Here is a 16,175-nt window from a genome sequence, read left to right on the forward strand (position 1 = left end):
GTTTACGGTCCCGGCCGTTCTCGCCTGAGTGGCGCTAGTCTCGTCCGCTCATTCCCGGTCCGCCGTCGACTCCTCGGCCGGCGCCTCGGTTGGCTGGGGCTGTTCGGCCTCCGCCTGGCGCTCGGCTCGCTCGGGTGCTGGGTACCGGTGTTTGCGGCCCCGGCGCCGGAGGCCCCTAATCACCAGCCAAACCACCAGGGCGATCACAGCCCAGGGGACCAGGAAGACCACCGCCCACGCCAGCGTGTAGAGCGACTTCAGCAGGACGTCACCTATCCACCCAAAGGAGACTCCAGGGTTGGATCCGGGGGCCTGAGAGCTGAAGGTGACGGTCAGCGTGGACATGTCGACCTGCTGGTCCAGCCACTCCAACTGTTGGTTCAGCGAATCCAACTCACCCTGCTGCTGGGCAATCATATCTTCGGCCTGCAGCAGTTCCGCGGTCGAGGTGGCCTCGTCAGCCAGGGCCTTCACCCGCCGGAGCGAGTCCTCCAGGGCCTGCTTTCGCGCGTTGACGTCGATGTACTGCTGAGTCAGGTCCATGGAGGAGGTGTTTTGAGACTCGACTTTGCCCAGGTCCGGCAGTTGGGCGACCAACTCCTCATACCGGTCGGCCGGAACCCGAGCCGAGACCGAGGAGGACTTCCCGCTGTCGTAATCGGACTCCCACGTGTTGTCGATGGTGCCGTCCATTCCCTTCACCAGCTCGGTGAACTTGGCGGCCGCCCCCGCCGGGTCCCCGGTGATCACCTGGGCGTCCCCGTTGACGGTGATCTTGGAGCCCAACTCGCTGGGGCTGGCGGCAGCGGCATCGGCGGAAAACATCGCTTCCGAGCCGGACACACCCAGGTCGCGGGTGGCCATCGGCGCGAGGACCGGTCCGGCCCCGTTCATTGCGGCGGCCGAGCAACCACTGAGGGCGAGGGCACCGGCCAGGAGCACGCCGGCTAATCCGGCTGGGGTCAGTTTTGTCTTCATGGTCACAGAATAGGGGGTGGACCTGGGCTTAGTCCCGCATCCGGTCCGGTTGTAACCTAATCGCGATTGAGACCGGGTCGATCTGGCCGCGTAGAATGCCGACATGAGTTTTCGTCGATTCTTTTCCGGCCTGTTCTTTCGCTTCACCAAGTGGAACCTGGTGGTCGAGCAGGGCATTCCACAAAACGGGGCCATTTTGGTTGGGGCCCCGCACACCTCGAACTGGGATTTCTTCCTGATGCTGGCCATCGCGGGCCAGACGGGGATGCGTTACAAGTGGTTGGGGAAGAACTCGCTCTTCCAGGGGCCGCTGGCCCCGATCCTGCGGGCCCTCGGGGGCATCTCGGTCGATCGGTCCGCCAGTACCGGAATGGTGGGCCAACTGGTCGAGCAGATGCGCAACTCATCCGGGGAAGTGCTGGCCATTACCCCCAAGGGCACCCGTAGCAAGCGAGAATACTGGCACTCGGGCTTCTACCGAATCGCGGAGGAATCCGGCCTGCCCCTGATCCTCTGTTTCGTCGACTCGAAAACCAACACCACCGGGCTGGGGCCGATCATGGCGGTGACGGGCGACGTCCACGCGGATATGGAGAAGATCCGTGCCTTCTACGCGGGGAAGGAAGGGATCCGGCCCGAGCTCACCTCGGTCCCGCGCCTTCGATCCGAAGAGGCATAACCGCTCTGTCGGCGCCTGGCCCCGGACTGTCGACGACCCTGCGACCCGCGTGCCCGAACTGCGATAGCGTAGCTTCATGGGACAGACAATTACACTGCGAGACGGCACCGAGCTGCCGTCAATTGGGTTTGGCACCTATCCGCTGCGGGGGACCGAAGCGGTGGAGGCGGTTCAGGAGGCCATCTCAGTCGGTTATCGGATGATTGATACCGCGTTCAACTACGACAACGAAGCTGCGGTCGGACGGGGACTGGCGGAAAGTGGGATTCCGCGGGAGCAACTGACCGTGGTTTCGAAGCTGCCGGGCCGATTCCATCGACGCCCCGGCGCCGACCACGCGGTCAAAGAGTCCCTTTGGCGGCTCAACTTGGACTACCTGGACGTCTACCTGATTCACTGGCCGAATCCGATCCACGGGCACTTCGTGGAAGCCTGGGAGGCGCTCCTCGCCGCCCAGGCAGAAGGCTTGGTCCGCACGGTTGGGGTCTCAAACTTCACGGTGGAGCAACTGCAAGAGCTGCAGCGGGCCACCGGGGTGTTGCCGACGGTCAACCAGATCGAATGTCATCCGTACTTCCCCCAGGAACAGCAGTTGGCCGCCCACCGTGAGCTGGGGATTCAGACGATCTCGTGGAGCCCGCTCGGAAAAGCCGCCCACCCGGCCGACGAACCGGTGATCCAGGAAATCGCCCGCGCCCACCGGGTCACCCCCGCCCAGGTGGTGCTCCGCTGGCAGGTCCAGCGCGGCTCAATCCCGATCCCCAAAACCAAAACGCCCACCCGGATGGTGGAGAACCTCGACCTCTTCGGGTTCACTCTGACCGAGGAGGAACTGGGTCGGATCACCGCTCTGGGACGACCCGACGGGCGCCTGTTCGATGGGGATCCAAACGTGCACGAGGAAATGTGATCACCGAAGCTTTGAGCGCCCTGACTGGGCGCCGGGTGGCCGTGCTGACCGGGGCCGGGGTCTCCACCGGGTCCGGCCTGCCCGACTATCGCGGCCAGGATGCCCCGCCTCGAACCCCGATGACGTTCCAGCAGTTCATCTCCGAGGAACGCTACCGGCGCCACTACTGGGCCCGAACCTACCTGGGCTACCAGCACATGAACGAGCGCCGCCCCAACGTGGTGCACGAGGCGTTGGCCCGGTGGGAGTACCAACCCGGCTCAGCCCTGGTCGGAATCATCACCCAGAACATCGACACCCTCCACGAGAAGGCCGGTTCGGGTGGGCGCCGGCCCGTGATTGACCTGCACGGCCGGTTTGACCGGGTCCTGTGCCGCCAGTGCGGCCACCGGTTCACCCGCGAGTTCGTCCAGGGGATGCTGGCCCAGGCCAACCCCGGGTTTCACGAGCTGGTTGGGGACGTGGAGATAGCCCCGGACGCGGACGCCGTGCTGGAAGAGACCGACGACTTCCACCTGGTGGTCTGCCCCCGCTGCGGCGGTACCCTCCGACCGGACGTGGTGTTCTTTGGCGAGGTGGTGCCCCCGGCTCGGGTAGCCGCCGCCACCGCCCTGGTGGACGAGGCGGAGGCACTCCTGGTCCTGGGGTCCTCCCTGGCCGTCCACTCGGGCCTGCGCTACGTCACCCGGGCCGAGGGCAAACCGATCGTGATCATCAACCGCGGCCCCACCCGCGGGGATCGCCGAGCCAGCGTGAAACTGGACGGCGACCTGGCGGAACTGGTCCCGCCCCTGCTGGAGCGCCTGGCTCCCCTCTAGTACAGTGCGATCCGCTGCGCCGGGGGAAAGATTTCCTCCAGGCGCACCAGGTCCTGTTCGCTCGGCTCCCACAGGTCCGCATTCTGGCGAACCTGCTCTGTCCGGGTGGCCCCGGCAATCACGCTCGCCACCACCGGGTTGTGGGCCAACCAGCCGATCGCCACCTGGACCGGGCTGACACCCTGCCCGGCCGCAAAGGCGCCGAACGCCGCCAACTGAGCCAGGTTCGCTCCCTCCAGCACCGCCTGCTTGTCCTCCAGTGCCAACCGGGTGCCCTGCGGGGCAATCCCCTTGGTGTACTTGCCGGTCAGCAAACCGTTGGCCAGGGGGAAGTAGGGGAAGACCCCGAGGCCGTAGTGCTCAGCGGCGGGGATCACCTCCAACTCGGCCCGACGATCCAACAGGTTGTAGTGATTCTGGGCGCTGATGAACGGCGCCGCACCCCGAGCCACGTGGGCTGCCTCGGCGATTTGCCAACCGGCCCGGTTTGAGTGTCCTAGGTAGCGCACCTTCCCGGACCGGACCAGGTCGTCGAGGGCGCTGAGCGTCTCCTCAATCGGGGTGATCCCGTCGGGCGTGTGGTACTGGTACAGGTCAATCCAGTCGGTGTCGAGGCGCCGAAGGGAGGCTTCGACCGACTGGATGATGTAGCGGCGCGATCCGCGGGCCCCAAAGTCGGGTCCGTTCGCTCCGTGAACGGGCATCCCGAACTTGGTAGCCACAATCACCCGGTCTCGCTCTTTGCCCAGGGCCCGGCCCAGGAACCGCTCGCTCAGACCCGGCTCCATCCCGTATGAGTCCGCCGTGTCAAAGAAGGTGATGCCCGCGTCGAGGGCGGCCCGAACCACCCGCTCGGACGCCTCGTACTCTTCGGTAATCACCCCGGCCCGGCCAAAATTGTTGCATCCAAGCCCGACGGCCGAAACGACCAACCCTGATTTGCCCACCGATTTGTATTTCATGACTTGAGTCTAGCCAAGATGCGGAACACTTTGACCCCCGACCTTCCCTGCCGCTAACCTCATCGGTGTAGGCGTCTCTCTAAGGGGGAACCCGGTGACAAACGGGCCAGCAGTAAGCAAAGGCGAAGTTCTGTACCAGGGCAAGGCGAAACGCCTTTACCTGACCAACGATCCGCAGATTCTCTGGGTGGACTACATGGATCAGGCCACCGCCTTCAATGGGGAAAAGAAAGATCAGATCCAGGGCAAGGGCGCGCTGAACGCGAAGATCAGTGCCCAGCTCTTCCACTACTTGGACCGGCACGGCATTCCCAGCCACTTCCTGGCCTCGGTCGGGGAGGTGACCCAACTGGTCCGGCGGGTAGAGATCATTCCGCTTGAGGTGGTGGTCAGGAACACCGCCGCCGGGAGCCTGTCCAAGCGGCTGGGGTTCGAAGAGGGAACCGATCTTCCTGCCCCCATCGTCGAGTACTTCTACAAGGACGACGATCTGGGTGACCCGCTGCTCAACGACGAACACATCGAGCTGTTGAGCCTGGCAACCCCGGGGGAAATGGCGCAGGTTCGAACCCAAGCGCTGGCCGTCAACGACGCGCTGCGGGAGCTTTTTGCCCGAGCCGGGGTCAAGCTGGTTGACTTCAAACTTGAGTTTGGGCGCACGCCCGACGGTCAAATTCTGCTGGCTGACGAGATTTCCCCCGACAACTGTCGACTGTGGGAGCTTCAGAGCGGGCAGAAGCTCGACAAGGACGTGTACCGGCGGGGCCTGGGCGACCTGATTCCCGTCTACGAGCAGGTCCACCAACTGCTGACTGAGGCGCTGGCGGAAGATCAATGATCAACAGCTTGGGGGAGGCCAGTTCCCTGCGGGAGGAATGCGGCCTGTACGGCATTTGGGGTCATCCCGATGCCGCGCGGTTGACCTATTTCGGCATGCGGGCCCTGCAGCACCGCGGGCAAGAGGGCGCCGGCATCGTCGCGAACAATGCCGGGACCCTGAAGGGCGAGCGCGGCTTGGGCCTGGTGTCACAGGTGTTTGCCCACGACTCCATGTTCGATCGGCTGGCCGGGACGGCCGCCCTGGGCCACGTGCGCTATGCGACCGCCGGCAACGGCAGCATCGATAACGTTCAGCCGCTGCTGTTTCGGTTCACGGATGAGCAGATTGCGCTGGCCCACAACGGCAACCTGACCAATGCGGTGACTTTGCGGCGCCAGTTGGAGGCCGATGGCGGGATCTTCCGGTCCGACTCTGACACCGAAATCCTGATGCACCTGATTCGCCGCTCAACGGCCTCAACTTTCCTGGGCCAGCTGAAGGATGCGTTGAACTCGGTGCAGGGTGGGTTTGCCTATGTGCTCCTGACCCCGGAAGCGATGTACGCCGCCCTGGATCCGCACGGGTTCCGGCCGCTGGCGATGGGGCAAATGTCCAACGGTGCCTACGTGGTGGCTTCTGAAACCTGCGCGCTGGAGACGACCGGGGCCCGGTTCGTTCGCGACGTCAAACCGGGCGAAGTGGTCATCATCAACGATGACGGCTACCGGGTGGAGCATTTCACCCACGACATCTTGCCGGCAATCTGCCCGATGGAGTTCATCTATTTTGCCCGCCCCGACTCGAACATAGCCGGGGTGAACATTCACGCGGCCCGGAAAAAGATGGGTGCCATCCTGGCGGAGGAAGCTCCGGTCGAGGCCGACATGGTCATCGGCGTCCCGAACTCCTCCATCTCGGCTGCCAGCGGCTACTCGGAGGCGTCCCGAATCCCCAATGAACTGGGGCTGGTCAAAAACCAGTACGTGGCCCGCACTTTCATTCAGCCCACGCAGGAGCTGCGCGAGCAGGGCGTGCGAATGAAACTGTCCGCCGTTCGCGGCGTGGTTGAGGGCAAGCGCGTCATCATGGTGGACGACTCCATCGTCCGAGGCACCACCTCCCGCCGGATCGTCCAGTTGCTCCGCGACGCCGGGGCCGCCGAAGTGCACGTGCGAATCGCCTCCCCGCCCCTGAAGTACCCTTCCTTTTACGGGATCGACATTCAGAGCCGGCGGGAGCTGATCGCGGCCGACCACACGGTCGATGAGATCCGCCAGGCAATCGGAGCGGACTCGCTCGAGTTCCTCTCTTGCGAAGGGCTGGTGCGCGCGGTTGGGCTTCAGTTGGATGCCCCCAACGGCGGCCTGCTGATGGCCTACTTTGACGGGAAATACCCGACCCCGCTCTACGACTACGAGGCTGACTACCTGGCCTCCTTGCCCAACAACTAGGAGGCACAGTGGACAACGCCTACAGCCGAGCCGGGGTGGATGTGACCGCCGGTTACGAGGTGGTTGAACGGATTAAGGGCCACGCCGCCCGGACGGCCCGGGCCGGAATGATGGGCTCACTCGGCGGGTTTGGCGGTTGCTTTGACCTGTCCGGGTTTGACCTGGCCGAACCGGTCCTGGTTTCCGGTACCGACGGGGTGGGGACCAAGCTGCTGGTCGCCCAGGCCCTGGAGCGCCACGACACGATCGGGATCGACTGCGTGGCCATGTGCGTCAACGATATTGCTGCCCAGGGAGCCCAGCCGCTGTACTTTTTGGACTACATTGCCACCGGTCGCACCAACCCCGACCAGCTGGAGCAGGTGGTGGCCGGAATCGCCGACGGTTGCGTCGAGGCGGGGGCGGCCCTGATTGGGGGCGAGACCGCTGAGATGCCGGGCCTCTACGGGGAGGACGAGTACGACGTGGCCGGCTTCGCGGTCGGCATCGCCGAAAAGTCCAAGCTGATCACCGGGGAACAGGTCCGGGCCGGTGACCTGCTGGTCGGCCTCGCTTCCTCCGGCCTGCACTCAAACGGGTTTTCCCTGGTCCGCCAGATCCTGATGGATGAGCTAGACTCGCACCTGCCCGAACTGGGGGAGAAGTCGGTCGGTGAGACAATCTTGACCCCCACCCGGATCTACGTTTCCGCCCTGGCTCCGCTGGTGGAACAGGGCCTGGTGCGGGGTGCCGCTCATATCACCGGGGGTGGCTTCGTCGAGAACCTGCCGCGGATGCTTCCCGACGGTCTCGGCGTCACCATCAACGAGGGCTCCTGGCCGGTCCCCCCGATTTTCGCGGTGCTGGAGGAAAAGGGCCGGATCGAGCACGCGGAGATGTTCGAGATTTTCAACATGGGCTTGGGGATGGTTCTGGCGATCCGTCCGGATGATCTGGACCGGGTCCAGAGCCTCCTGTCCGAACCGGCCTACGTGGTGGGCGAGGTGGTCGACTCGCCGCAGGTGCTGATCCGATGAGCTCACTGGCGGTGTTCGCCTCCGGCACCGGCTCGAACTTTGTCGCCCTGGCTGATGCGTTGGACGTCTCCGTCCTGGTGTGTGACCGGCCGGAAGCCGCCGTGATTGCGCGGGCGGGTGAGCGGGGTATTCCCGTGGTCAGCGTGTCGCCACGGTTCTTCCCCGACAAGGCCGCCTACGAAGCGGCATTGCTGCGCTGCCTGGAACACTATCGGATCGACTTCGTGGCCCTGGCGGGATACATGCGGCTGGTGGGACCGACCCTACTGGGGGCCTACGGCGGCCGGATCGTCAACATTCACCCGTCGCTGCTGCCAGCCTTCCCCGGCGCCCACGCCATTTCGGAGGCCCACGCGGCGCGGGTCTCGGAAACGGGAGTAACCATTCACTTCATCGACGAGGGAATCGACACCGGGCCGGTGATCGCCCAGCAGGCGATCGCGATCGACCCGGCCTGGACCCTCGACCAACTGGAAGAGCAAATCCACCGGGTGGAACACAAACTGTATCCCCAGGTCTTGGCGGGCCTGGTCGGCAACTAGGAGGAGCAGTGTCAGAGCCGGTCGCGGTGATTATGGGAAGCAGTTCGGACTGGGAGACGATGCGCCACGCGTGCCAGGTCCTGGAAGAACTGGGGGTTGGGTACAGCAAGCAGGTGGTTTCCGCCCACCGCACGCCCGACCTGATGTTCAAGTTTGCCGAGGAGGCCCGCAGTCAGGGCGTCCAGGTGATTATTGCCGGAGCGGGGGGCGCGGCCCACCTGCCCGGAATGGTGGCGGCCAAAACCACCCTGCCCGTGATCGGGGTGCCGGTCCAAAGCCGGGCGCTCTCCGGGTTGGATTCGCTCCTCTCGATCGTCCAGATGCCCGCGGGCGTACCGGTGGCCACCGTGGCTATTGGACGAGCCGGGGCCACCAATGCGGGCCTGTTGGCCGCGCAGATCCTGGCTCTGACCGATCCGGCTTTGGTTGAGCGCCTGGCCGAGCGCCGGGCCCAGGCGGCCGCGGCGGCCCTGGAGGGGGAACTGGCGTGATCGAACCCGGTGCCACGATTGGGATCCTTGGGGGCGGGCAACTGGGCCAGATGATTGGCCAGTCGGCAGTAGAGATGGGCTTTCGGGTCCTCGTGCTCGATCCGACCCCGGGTTGCTCCGCCTCGCGGGTGGCCGAGCAGATTGTCGCCCCCTACGACGACGTGAAGGCCGTGCGGGAACTGGCCGAACGCTCCGACGTGGTCACCTACGAGTTTGAGAACGTTGACGCCGAGGCGCTGGCGGCGGTCGGCCTGCCCACCCGGGCCCTGCGGATTTGCCAGGACCGGTGGGCGGAAAAGCAGTTCCTGACCGAGGCGGGGGTGCCGGTGGCGCCGTTCCGCCTCGTGAATGAGCCGGAGGACCTGGTCGGGCCCGGGGTGCTGAAGACCCGGCGCGGCGGCTACGACGGCAAGGGCCAGGTGGTGTTGGGCGCCGAGGGAACCGAGCAGGAAGCCTGGGCGGCCGCCCGCGAGCTGATTGGGGCCACCGAGTGCATCCTGGAGGACTGGGTCGACTTTGAGCTGGAGTTGTCGGTGATTGTGGCCGGGAATGGCACCGGGCAGTTCGTCACCTTCCCGCCGAGCGAAAATCAGCATCGCCGGAACATTTTGCACCGTTCAATCGTGCCGGCTCGGGTTCCCCCGGCCGCGGCGCGTCAAGCGGAGGAGCTGGCCCTCACCATCGCCAAGCACCTGGACCTGGTCGGGGTGATGGGGGTGGAGCTGTTCTACCTGCCCGGTGGGGAGTTGCTGGTGAACGAGCTGGCTCCTCGCCCGCACAACTCGGGCCACTACACGATTGAGGCTTGCTCGCTGTCGCAGTTTGACGCCCACGTGCGCGGTATCTGCGGGTGGCCACTGCCCACTCCGCGCCTGCTCAGCCCCGCGGTGATGACGAACGTGCTGGGCGAGGACCTGCCCGCCACGCTGGAGCGGATCCGGACCGAGCCCACCTGGTCGGTTCACCTGTACGGTAAGGGTGAGGCCCGACCGGGCCGGAAGATGGGGCACATCACCGTCCTGGAGGAAACGCCTTGATTTACTACGGTGGGGACTACAACCCGGAGCAGTGGGACCAGCAGACCGTTGCCGAGGACATAGCGCTGATGCAGGAGGCCGGGGTGAACCTGGTCTCCGTCGCTATTTTCGGGTGGTCCCGACTCGAGCCGAAAGACGGTGTTTACGAGTTCGGCTTCTACCGCGACCTGCTCGATCGCCTCCACGCGGCCGGAATCGACGTGGACCTGGCGACCGGGACCGCCTCGCCGCCGCCGTGGCTCGGCGAAATGTACCCGGAGACCCTGCCGGTCCGGGCGGATGGCACCGCGCTCACCTGGGGCTCGCGCCAGCAGTACAACCCGGCTTCGACCAAGTTTCGGGAGAAAGCTGCCGAGTTGGTGGAGGAGCTGGCTCGCGAGTTCGGCTCCCACCCGGCCGTCGTTATGTGGCACGTTTCCAACGAGTACGGCTGTCACGTGTCCGAGAGTTTTGACCCGGAGTCGCGCGAGCGGTTCCGGCTGTGGCTCCAGGCCCGCTACGGCACGCTAGAACAGTTGAACGAGGCCTGGGGAACCCAGTTCTGGTCCCAGCGCTACACCTCGTGGTCGCAGGTGGAGCCGCCCGCGAACCTGCCCACGTTCCACAATCCGATCCACCTGGCCCGGTGGCGCGAGTTCTGGTCCGATCAGCTGCTCGAATGCTACCTGGCGGAAAAGCGGGTGTTGCATCGGGTCTGCCCGGACCTGCCGGTCACCACCAACTACATGGGCTTTTTCCCCACGGTGGACTACTGGAAGTGGTCGCCGCACCTGGATCTGATCTCCAACGACTTCTATCCCGAGCCGGGTGACCCCCGAGCCGGGGCGCAGTTTGCCGCCAGCTCGGACCTGATGCGCTCCCTGGGCGGGGGGCGCCCGTTCTGGCAGATGGAGCAGACGCCGTCAACCGTGCAGTGGCGCGATCGTAACTCTCCTAAGCGGCCCGGGCAGTTCCGACTGTGGTCCCTGGGCCTGGTGGCCCGGGGTGCGGACGCGGTCCTGCAGTTTCAGTGGCGCCAGTCGCGCTCCGGGGCAGAAACCTACCACTCCGGCATGGTTCCGCACGCGGGCAAGCTCTCCCCGGTCTGGGAAGAAATGGTCCAAACCGGGGCGGATCTGAAGAAGCTGGCGCCCGTCGCCGGACACCGGCTGCGGGCCTCGGTGGCGATCCTGTGGGACTGGCCCAGCCTGTGGGCGGCGGAAAGTGCCATCGGTCCGATTGGGTGGGATCCACTCACCCGGGTGGCCCAGTGGCACCAGAGCCTCTACGACCTGGGCTTCCTGGTCGATTTTGCCTCGCCGGACTCCGATTTGAGCGGGTACGAGGTGGTGGTGGTGCCGAGCCTGTTCCAGGTTCTGCCCGGGTTGGCGGAGAAGCTGGCGGGAAAAACGGTGATTGTCACCGCGGGAACCGGCTATCAAAACGGCGAGGCGCAGGTGCATCTGGGGGGCTACCTGGGTCCGCTCCGCGACCTGTTGGGGGTGCGGGTGGTGGACCTGCTACCGGTGGCGCCCACCGGCTCGGCCACCGGTCGAATCACCGGGGCGGTTCGCACCCGGACCCGGGTCCAGGTGTCCCTGGACGGGCAGAGCTATGACGGCGACGGCTGGGCCGAACGAATCCAGGTGGACCAGGCCGAAGTCGTGGCCACCTTCGAAGGGCTGGACGTGGATGGGTTGCCCGCCATCACCCGGCGCGGGTCCGCGTGGTACGTGGGTTCGTTCCTGGACGAGGCGGGCCGGGCCGCGCTGCTGGAGCGGGTCCTCGGCTCGGCTCCGGGTGGGCCCCAGCTTGCGGAGCTGCCGGCCGGGCTGGAGGTGGTCTCCCGCGGCCCGTTCCAGTTCCTGCTGAACCATGGGGAAATCCCGGTCCAGTTCCCGGTGTCCGCCGGTACGGACCTGCTGACCGGGCGGGTGGCCCGCGGGCAGGTGACAGTGGGGCCGCGCGACGCGGTGGTGTTGGATCTGAGATGAACTGGCCCGCGGGCGCCTTGGCGGTTAGTCTGTTCCCATGATGATGATCTGGTGGCCCCGCCCATAGGCGGAGTGTGTCATCATGCGACCGCCCTGAGTGGTGGTTGCGCTTGGGGCAGAAAGTGAACCAACATGAACTACGCCCTCATTCACCGGCAAGGCTCCCCGACAGTTGACCGCCTCAGCGGCACCGTCGAAGAGGTGTTTCGCCTGGCCGACATCGCGCTGACCGGCACCGAAGTGCTGGCAATGGTGCCGTTCCGCCAGGTGCAGGAGCGGGGCTTTCCCGCCCGCGACGACCAGCTACCCATTCTTTGCCTCCAGGTGGACCGCCTCGAAACCGAGCCGGTGGCCGACCTGATCACCCGGTTGCCCGCGCAGGCACCCCCGCTGGAGGACCTCGGTTTCACCCAGTCGGACGACGACTACGCGGCGGTGGTGCGAACCGTGATCGAGGAGGAAATCGGCTCCGGTGAGGGGGCCAACTTCGTCATCCGGCGCGACTACCGCGCCCGCCTCGAAGCAGATCGCGAGCAGGCCGCCCTGGCCTGGTTCCGCCGCCTGCTGGAACGCGAGTCGGGTGCCTACTGGACCTTCGCCTTCATCACCGACCAGATGATCGCGGTTGGCGCCTCGCCCGAGCGCCACGTGTCCACCACCGGGGGAGTGGTCCGGATGAACCCGATCTCTGGCACGCTCAGAAACGGTCAGCCCGACGTCGACACCCTCCTGTCATTCCTGGCGGACCGGAAGGAAAGCGAAGAGCTGGTGATGGTGGTTGACGAGGAGCTGAAGATGATGAGCGCCGCCTGCCCCGACGGCGGGGTGATGCGCGGCCCGTTCCTGAAGCCCATGTCGCAGCTGATCCACACCGAGTACCTGCTGGAGGGGCATTCTCGGTTGGATCCGCGCGAAGTCCTGCGCCTGACCATGTTTGCCCCGACGGTGACCGGCTCCCCAATGGGGAACGCGTGCGCGGTGATTGCCCGCCACGAACCGACCCCACGCGGCTACTACTCCGGGGTGCTGGCCAGGTTCACCCCAACCGAGCGCGGGTATGAGGTGGACGCGCCGATCCTGATCCGAACCGCCTTCCTAGACGCCGACGGCCAAGTCAGCGTCTCGGCCGGGGCCACCCTGGTCCGGCACTCCGACCCGCGGGCGGAGGCGGCCGAAACCCGGGCCAAGGCCGGGGGGATGCTGACCGCGCTCGGCCTGGCCCAGGCGCCCACCCCGGCGGTCGAGCAGCCGACTGGCAGCCGCCCGCCGGTGGCCGACCCGCGGGTGGAGGCGGCCCTGGCCGACCGGAACCGGCACCTGGCCCCCTTCTGGCGCGACGAGCAGGTGTCCGGGGCCGAGTTGCGGGCGCAGGTCCTGGTGGTGGACTGCGAGGACGACTTCACCGCGATGCTGGCGCACCAGCTCCGCCGCCTCGGCCTCGACGTGCAGGTGGTGCCCTGGCATCAGGTTCAAGACGTGGAGCAGCCGGACCTGGTGGTGTTTGGTCCCGGGCCGGGCGACCCGCTCTCGCAAACCAACCCCAGGATTGTCCGCCTCCGGGAACTGATCGCCCAGCGGTTGGGCCGCCCGCTCCTGGCCGTCTGCCTGAGCCACCAGGTGCTGTCGGACCAACTGGGACTGGAACTGCGAAAGCTGCCAGCGCCGCGCCAGGGCACTCCCCGGTTGGTGCGGATCGCCGGACAGGAAGCCCGGATCGGCTACTACAACACGTTCACGGCGGTGGCCGCCGACGGCTCCCAGGTGCGCGGGCTGACGGTGGATTCGGAGCCGGACACCGGCTTTCTCCACGCGCTCACCGGGCCGGGCCTCGCCTCGGTCCAGGGACACCTGGAGTCGGTCCTGTCCTTCGACGGCTACGACACCCTTCGGCGCCTAGTCAGCGATATCCTGGACCAATGAGCGTAACCCTTGGCCAACTGATTCAGTTCATGGAGCACCGGTACCCGCCAGCGACAGCTGAGAGCTGGGATCGGGTCGGCTTGGTGGTAGGTAACCGCAGCCAACCGATCTCGCGGGTGCTGCTGGCCGTGGACCCGGTGCCGGAAGTGGTGGCCGAGGCACGCGGCTACGATCTGCTGCTGACCCACCACCCGCTCTACCTGCGCGGCACCTCGTTTTTGAGTGAGGACGAGGCCAAAGGCCGGATGGTGACCGACCTGATTCGGCGGGGGACCGCCCTGTACTGCGCCCATACGAACGGGGATGCCAACGCGGGCGGGGTGGCGGATGCGCTGGCGGACCTGCTGGGGTTGACCGGGACCGAGCCGCTGATTCCGGAGTCGGGACTTGGTCGAATTGGCACGGTTCCGGCCCAAACGGTCCGCGAGTTTGCCCACCTGGTGGTCGAGCGCCTGCCGGCCGGACCGACCGGACTGCTGGTGGGTGGGGACCTGGACGCAGTCATCTCCCGGGTGGCGGTCTCGGGCGGTTCGGGTGACTCGTTCCTGGAGGCGGCGCGGGCCGCTGGCGCGGAGGTATACGTCACGGCGGACCTGCGTCACCACCCGGCCTCCGAACACCTGATTAACGGCGGCCCCGCCCTCATTTGCGGGTCGCACTGGGCGACCGAGTGGCCCTGGTTGCCGCGGTTGCAGGCACAACTGCGAGCCGAATTTGCCGATAGTCTTCAGGTAGACGTTTCCGCCCAGGTCACCGAGCCGTGGGCCCTGCACCTCCCAACGAAAGGACCAACTCGATGAAGGCACTGCCCCTCGAACAGACCCACCTGGTGGAACTGCAGCGGCTGGATTTGGCTTTGGCCCGCCTCCGGCACCAGGATCGGACCCACCCCGCACGCCAGGAGATTGTCGAGCTGGCCGGCCGCGCCAGCGACCTGCAGCAGGCGATTGTGGCAGCCGAGGCACGCCTCGATGGGGCCTCGCGCCAAATTGAGCAGGTCGAAAGCGAGATTGAGAAGGTGCGCCAGCGCCGGGACCTGCAGCAGCGCCGGTTGGACGAGGGGAAGGTTCCGATTCGGGACATGAGTGCCCTCGAACACGAAGTGGCTTCCATTGAAACTCGGATCGCCACCTTGGAGGACAAGGCGATGGAACTGATGGAGGGCCGGGAAAAGTTGGCCGCAGGGATTGAGGCGGCGCGCCAGAACCACGCGGCGCTCCTGGCGGACCAGGGTGCTGCGGAGCAGCGGTTGGCTGCGGACCTGGCGGTGACCGGGGAAGAGATTGACCAGTTGGAAGCCCAGCGTCGGCACGTGGTTGAGCTGCTGCCCGCCCAGTTGGTGACGGCCTACGAGGGCTTGCAGGCCCGACTTGGCCCCAGAGTGGTGATTGAAATGCACGAGGGCACCCTGGTTGACGCGCCGGTGGAGCTGCCCCTGAGCGAGCTGTCCGAGCTGGCGATGCACCCGGCCGACCAGCTCTACATTTCGGACGAAACCGAGTACCTGATTGCTCGGACCTGAGTGAGGGAACCCCCGGCCGCCGTGGCCTTCGTCGGGCCCAGCTCGCAAACCGATTCCAAACAGGCGAGGGTCTCGGCCAGGCCAGCCTCGGCCGGGAGCCGCTCCAACAGGTAGCGGGCAACCTGCCCGCGGTAGGCCTTCGCCTGGTGGCTGACCCCGGCGGGAGGGTGGACCTCAATCACGTGGGCGGATCGGGCGGGCAGGGCCCGGCGGTACGGACCGGAGCGGGCATCGACGATGGTCTCGCCCTCCGGCAGCAGCGGCAGCAGCCGATCGCGCCACCAGGTGGCCAACGGTCCGAGGCCCGGCAGGCTGACGTTCATCGACAGCCGGTGATTCGGCAGGTAGTCGCCGGGGCGAACCACTCCGAACAGCCCGGAGAAAATCCAGGTGGAGGTGGGGAAGGCTGCCGGATAGGGCAGCAGGTTGGCGTAGAGGACCCCCGTGTACAGTTCGGCAGCCGGGGCGCACGGTCCGGTCCACAACTCCAGGTTGGCGGCGGCTTCGCTCACCGATTTGGGGCCGAGGCCCAGTATCTTCCCGGCTTCGGGCGAGGCGGACACCCGGATCAGCGCTTCGGCCACCTCGGCGCGCGCCGAACTGAGCTCTGGAAATGAGAGGGGCCCAAGGGCGGGCCCAGCGGTGGGAGCCAACTTCCCCTCGGACGGGGGCAACCAAATCAGCATAAATCCCTTTCGTGGATGAGTTGGCCTGTACGCCGGGTTCTGTCCTCGCCGAAGCGAGTGGTGATCATCCCTCTGGGACCCGCGTTACCGCGGGCCTCTAGCAGCCTACCCGAAGGCAAGAGAGGGGCCCCCTCAACCTTCTGCTTGGCCTTGCTCCGGGTGGGGTTTACCTAGCCGGTGAAGTCACCTTCACCGCTGGTGCGCTCTTACCGCACCCTTTCACCCTGACCTGATTGCTCAGGCGGTCTACTCTCTGTGGCACTATCCCGCGGGTCACCCCGGGTGGCCGTTAGCCACCACCCTGCCCTGTGGAGCCCGGACGTTCCTCAGCCTCCCGCAGGAAGCCGCGACCACCCGGCCAACTCATCCG

At 66.3% G+C, this 16,175-nt stretch carries 16 protein-coding genes and 1 other RNA gene; 13 read left to right on the plus strand and 4 right to left on the minus strand.

The genetic code is table 11. The features are described 5' to 3' along the window. Positions 1 to 48 precede the first annotated feature (48 nt). Positions 49 to 978: a DUF4349 domain-containing protein gene (locus SAC06_RS04565; RefSeq protein ID WP_350259026.1), complete on the minus strand. Its 930-nt coding sequence runs from the start codon at positions 976 to 978 to the stop codon at positions 49 to 51. A 103-nt stretch (positions 979 to 1,081) separates the two neighbouring features. Here SAC06_RS04565 and SAC06_RS04570 point away from each other — a divergent pair, with 103 nt between their 5' ends. The 3 genes from SAC06_RS04570 to SAC06_RS04580 all read left to right on the plus strand — a co-directional run bounded on the left by SAC06_RS04570 (position 1,082) and on the right by SAC06_RS04580 (position 3,385). Further along, the gene (locus SAC06_RS04570) at positions 1,082 to 1,657 is read left to right on the plus strand and encodes a 1-acyl-sn-glycerol-3-phosphate acyltransferase (RefSeq protein ID WP_350259027.1); all 576 of its coding nucleotides are present in this window, start codon (positions 1,082 to 1,084) and stop codon (positions 1,655 to 1,657) included. 76 nt (positions 1,658 to 1,733) lie between these two features. Then, positions 1,734 to 2,567 carry an aldo/keto reductase gene (locus tag SAC06_RS04575; protein ID WP_350259028.1) on the plus strand — a complete coding sequence of 278 codons (834 nt, stop codon included), beginning with the start codon at positions 1,734 to 1,736 and terminating at the stop codon, positions 2,565 to 2,567. Beyond that, positions 2,564 to 3,385, plus strand: a complete 822-nt coding sequence (locus tag SAC06_RS04580; RefSeq protein WP_350259029.1) for a Sir2 family NAD-dependent protein deacetylase — start codon at positions 2,564 to 2,566, stop codon at positions 3,383 to 3,385. The genes SAC06_RS04575 and SAC06_RS04580 overlap by 4 nt, the downstream gene beginning before the upstream one ends. Here the strand turns inward: SAC06_RS04580 and SAC06_RS04585 are convergent. Beyond that, positions 3,382 to 4,347: an aldo/keto reductase gene (locus SAC06_RS04585; protein WP_350259030.1), complete on the minus strand. Its 966-nt coding sequence runs from the start codon at positions 4,345 to 4,347 to the stop codon at positions 3,382 to 3,384. The two genes, SAC06_RS04580 and SAC06_RS04585, sit on opposite strands and share 4 nt — an antisense overlap. Before the next feature lie 94 nt (positions 4,348 to 4,441). On the opposite strand from SAC06_RS04585, the gene purC reads away from it, so the two are divergent. The 10 genes from purC (at position 4,442) to SAC06_RS04635 (ending at position 15,119) form a co-directional block, all read left to right on the plus strand. After that, positions 4,442 to 5,185 (plus strand): phosphoribosylaminoimidazolesuccinocarboxamide synthase, encoded by a 744-nt coding sequence (purC, locus tag SAC06_RS04590; RefSeq protein ID WP_350259031.1) that lies wholly within the window; start codon positions 4,442 to 4,444, stop codon positions 5,183 to 5,185. Then, positions 5,182 to 6,618 carry an amidophosphoribosyltransferase gene (gene purF / locus SAC06_RS04595; RefSeq protein ID WP_350259032.1) on the plus strand — a complete coding sequence of 479 codons (1,437 nt, stop codon included), beginning with the start codon at positions 5,182 to 5,184 and terminating at the stop codon, positions 6,616 to 6,618. The genes purC and purF overlap by 4 nt, the downstream gene beginning before the upstream one ends. 8 nt (positions 6,619 to 6,626) lie before the next feature. Continuing rightward, entirely contained in the window at positions 6,627 to 7,634 is a 1,008-nt protein-coding gene (gene purM / locus SAC06_RS04600; protein ID WP_350259033.1) for a phosphoribosylformylglycinamidine cyclo-ligase, read from the plus strand. Continuing rightward, positions 7,631 to 8,176: a phosphoribosylglycinamide formyltransferase gene (purN, locus tag SAC06_RS04605; RefSeq protein WP_350259034.1), complete on the plus strand. Its 546-nt coding sequence runs from the start codon at positions 7,631 to 7,633 to the stop codon at positions 8,174 to 8,176. Before purM ends, purN begins: the two co-directional genes overlap by 4 nt. Before the next feature lie 8 nt (positions 8,177 to 8,184). Further along, a complete protein-coding gene (purE, locus tag SAC06_RS04610) occupies positions 8,185 to 8,667 on the plus strand; it encodes a 5-(carboxyamino)imidazole ribonucleotide mutase (protein WP_350259035.1) in 483 nt (160 codons plus the stop codon). Further along, entirely contained in the window at positions 8,664 to 9,704 is a 1,041-nt protein-coding gene (purK, locus tag SAC06_RS04615) for a 5-(carboxyamino)imidazole ribonucleotide synthase (RefSeq protein WP_350259036.1), read from the plus strand. The genes purE and purK overlap by 4 nt, the downstream gene beginning before the upstream one ends. Beyond that, on the plus strand, positions 9,701 to 11,677 hold the full coding sequence (locus tag SAC06_RS04620; protein ID WP_350259037.1) for a beta-galactosidase: 1,977 nt from the start codon (positions 9,701 to 9,703) through the stop codon (positions 11,675 to 11,677). Before purK ends, SAC06_RS04620 begins: the two co-directional genes overlap by 4 nt. A gap of 132 nt (positions 11,678 to 11,809) precedes the next feature. Beyond that, positions 11,810 to 13,597 carry a chorismate-binding protein gene (locus SAC06_RS04625; protein WP_350259038.1) on the plus strand — a complete coding sequence of 596 codons (1,788 nt, stop codon included), beginning with the start codon at positions 11,810 to 11,812 and terminating at the stop codon, positions 13,595 to 13,597. Further along, positions 13,594 to 14,397 carry a Nif3-like dinuclear metal center hexameric protein gene (locus tag SAC06_RS04630; RefSeq protein ID WP_350259039.1) on the plus strand — a complete coding sequence of 268 codons (804 nt, stop codon included), beginning with the start codon at positions 13,594 to 13,596 and terminating at the stop codon, positions 14,395 to 14,397. The genes SAC06_RS04625 and SAC06_RS04630 overlap by 4 nt, the downstream gene beginning before the upstream one ends. Next, positions 14,394 to 15,119, plus strand: a complete 726-nt coding sequence (locus SAC06_RS04635; protein ID WP_350259040.1) for a hypothetical protein — start codon at positions 14,394 to 14,396, stop codon at positions 15,117 to 15,119. The genes SAC06_RS04630 and SAC06_RS04635 overlap by 4 nt, the downstream gene beginning before the upstream one ends. Here SAC06_RS04635 and SAC06_RS04640 read toward each other — a convergent pair. After that, positions 15,077 to 15,805 carry a YaaA family protein gene (locus tag SAC06_RS04640; RefSeq protein ID WP_350259041.1) on the minus strand — a complete coding sequence of 243 codons (729 nt, stop codon included), beginning with the start codon at positions 15,803 to 15,805 and terminating at the stop codon, positions 15,077 to 15,079. The genes SAC06_RS04635 and SAC06_RS04640 overlap by 43 nt on opposite strands. 12 nt (positions 15,806 to 15,817) lie before the next feature. After that, positions 15,818 to 16,171: RNase P RNA component class A (gene rnpB / locus SAC06_RS04645), an RNA gene on the minus strand. Between the last annotated feature and the right edge of the window lie 4 nt (positions 16,172 to 16,175).

Origin of the sequence: Scrofimicrobium sp. R131, assembly GCF_040256745.1 — a bacterium.
In the GTDB taxonomy this organism is placed as follows: domain Bacteria; phylum Actinomycetota; class Actinomycetes; order Actinomycetales; family Actinomycetaceae; genus Scrofimicrobium; species Scrofimicrobium appendicitidis.

Bases quoted from the DNA above. Each gene is read 5' to 3' on its own strand.
- SAC06_RS04565 (WP_350259026.1), bottom strand. From the start codon at position 978: ATGAAGACAAAACTGACCCCAGCCGGATTAGCCGGCGTGCTCCTGGCC.
- SAC06_RS04570 (WP_350259027.1), top strand. From the start codon at position 1,082: ATGAGTTTTCGTCGATTCTTTTCCGGCCTGTTCTTTCGCTTCACCAAG.
- SAC06_RS04575 (WP_350259028.1), top strand. From the start codon at position 1,734: ATGGGACAGACAATTACACTGCGAGACGGCACCGAGCTGCCGTCAATT.
- SAC06_RS04585 (WP_350259030.1), bottom strand. From the start codon at position 4,347: ATGAAATACAAATCGGTGGGCAAATCAGGGTTGGTCGTTTCGGCCGTC.
- purF (WP_350259032.1), top strand. From the start codon at position 5,182: ATGATCAACAGCTTGGGGGAGGCCAGTTCCCTGCGGGAGGAATGCGGC.
- purN (WP_350259034.1), top strand. From the start codon at position 7,631: ATGAGCTCACTGGCGGTGTTCGCCTCCGGCACCGGCTCGAACTTTGTC.
- SAC06_RS04625 (WP_350259038.1), top strand. From the start codon at position 11,810: ATGAACTACGCCCTCATTCACCGGCAAGGCTCCCCGACAGTTGACCGC.
- SAC06_RS04630 (WP_350259039.1), top strand. From the start codon at position 13,594: ATGAGCGTAACCCTTGGCCAACTGATTCAGTTCATGGAGCACCGGTAC.
- SAC06_RS04635 (WP_350259040.1), top strand. From the start codon at position 14,394: ATGAAGGCACTGCCCCTCGAACAGACCCACCTGGTGGAACTGCAGCGG.
- SAC06_RS04640 (WP_350259041.1), bottom strand. From the start codon at position 15,805: ATGCTGATTTGGTTGCCCCCGTCCGAGGGGAAGTTGGCTCCCACCGCT.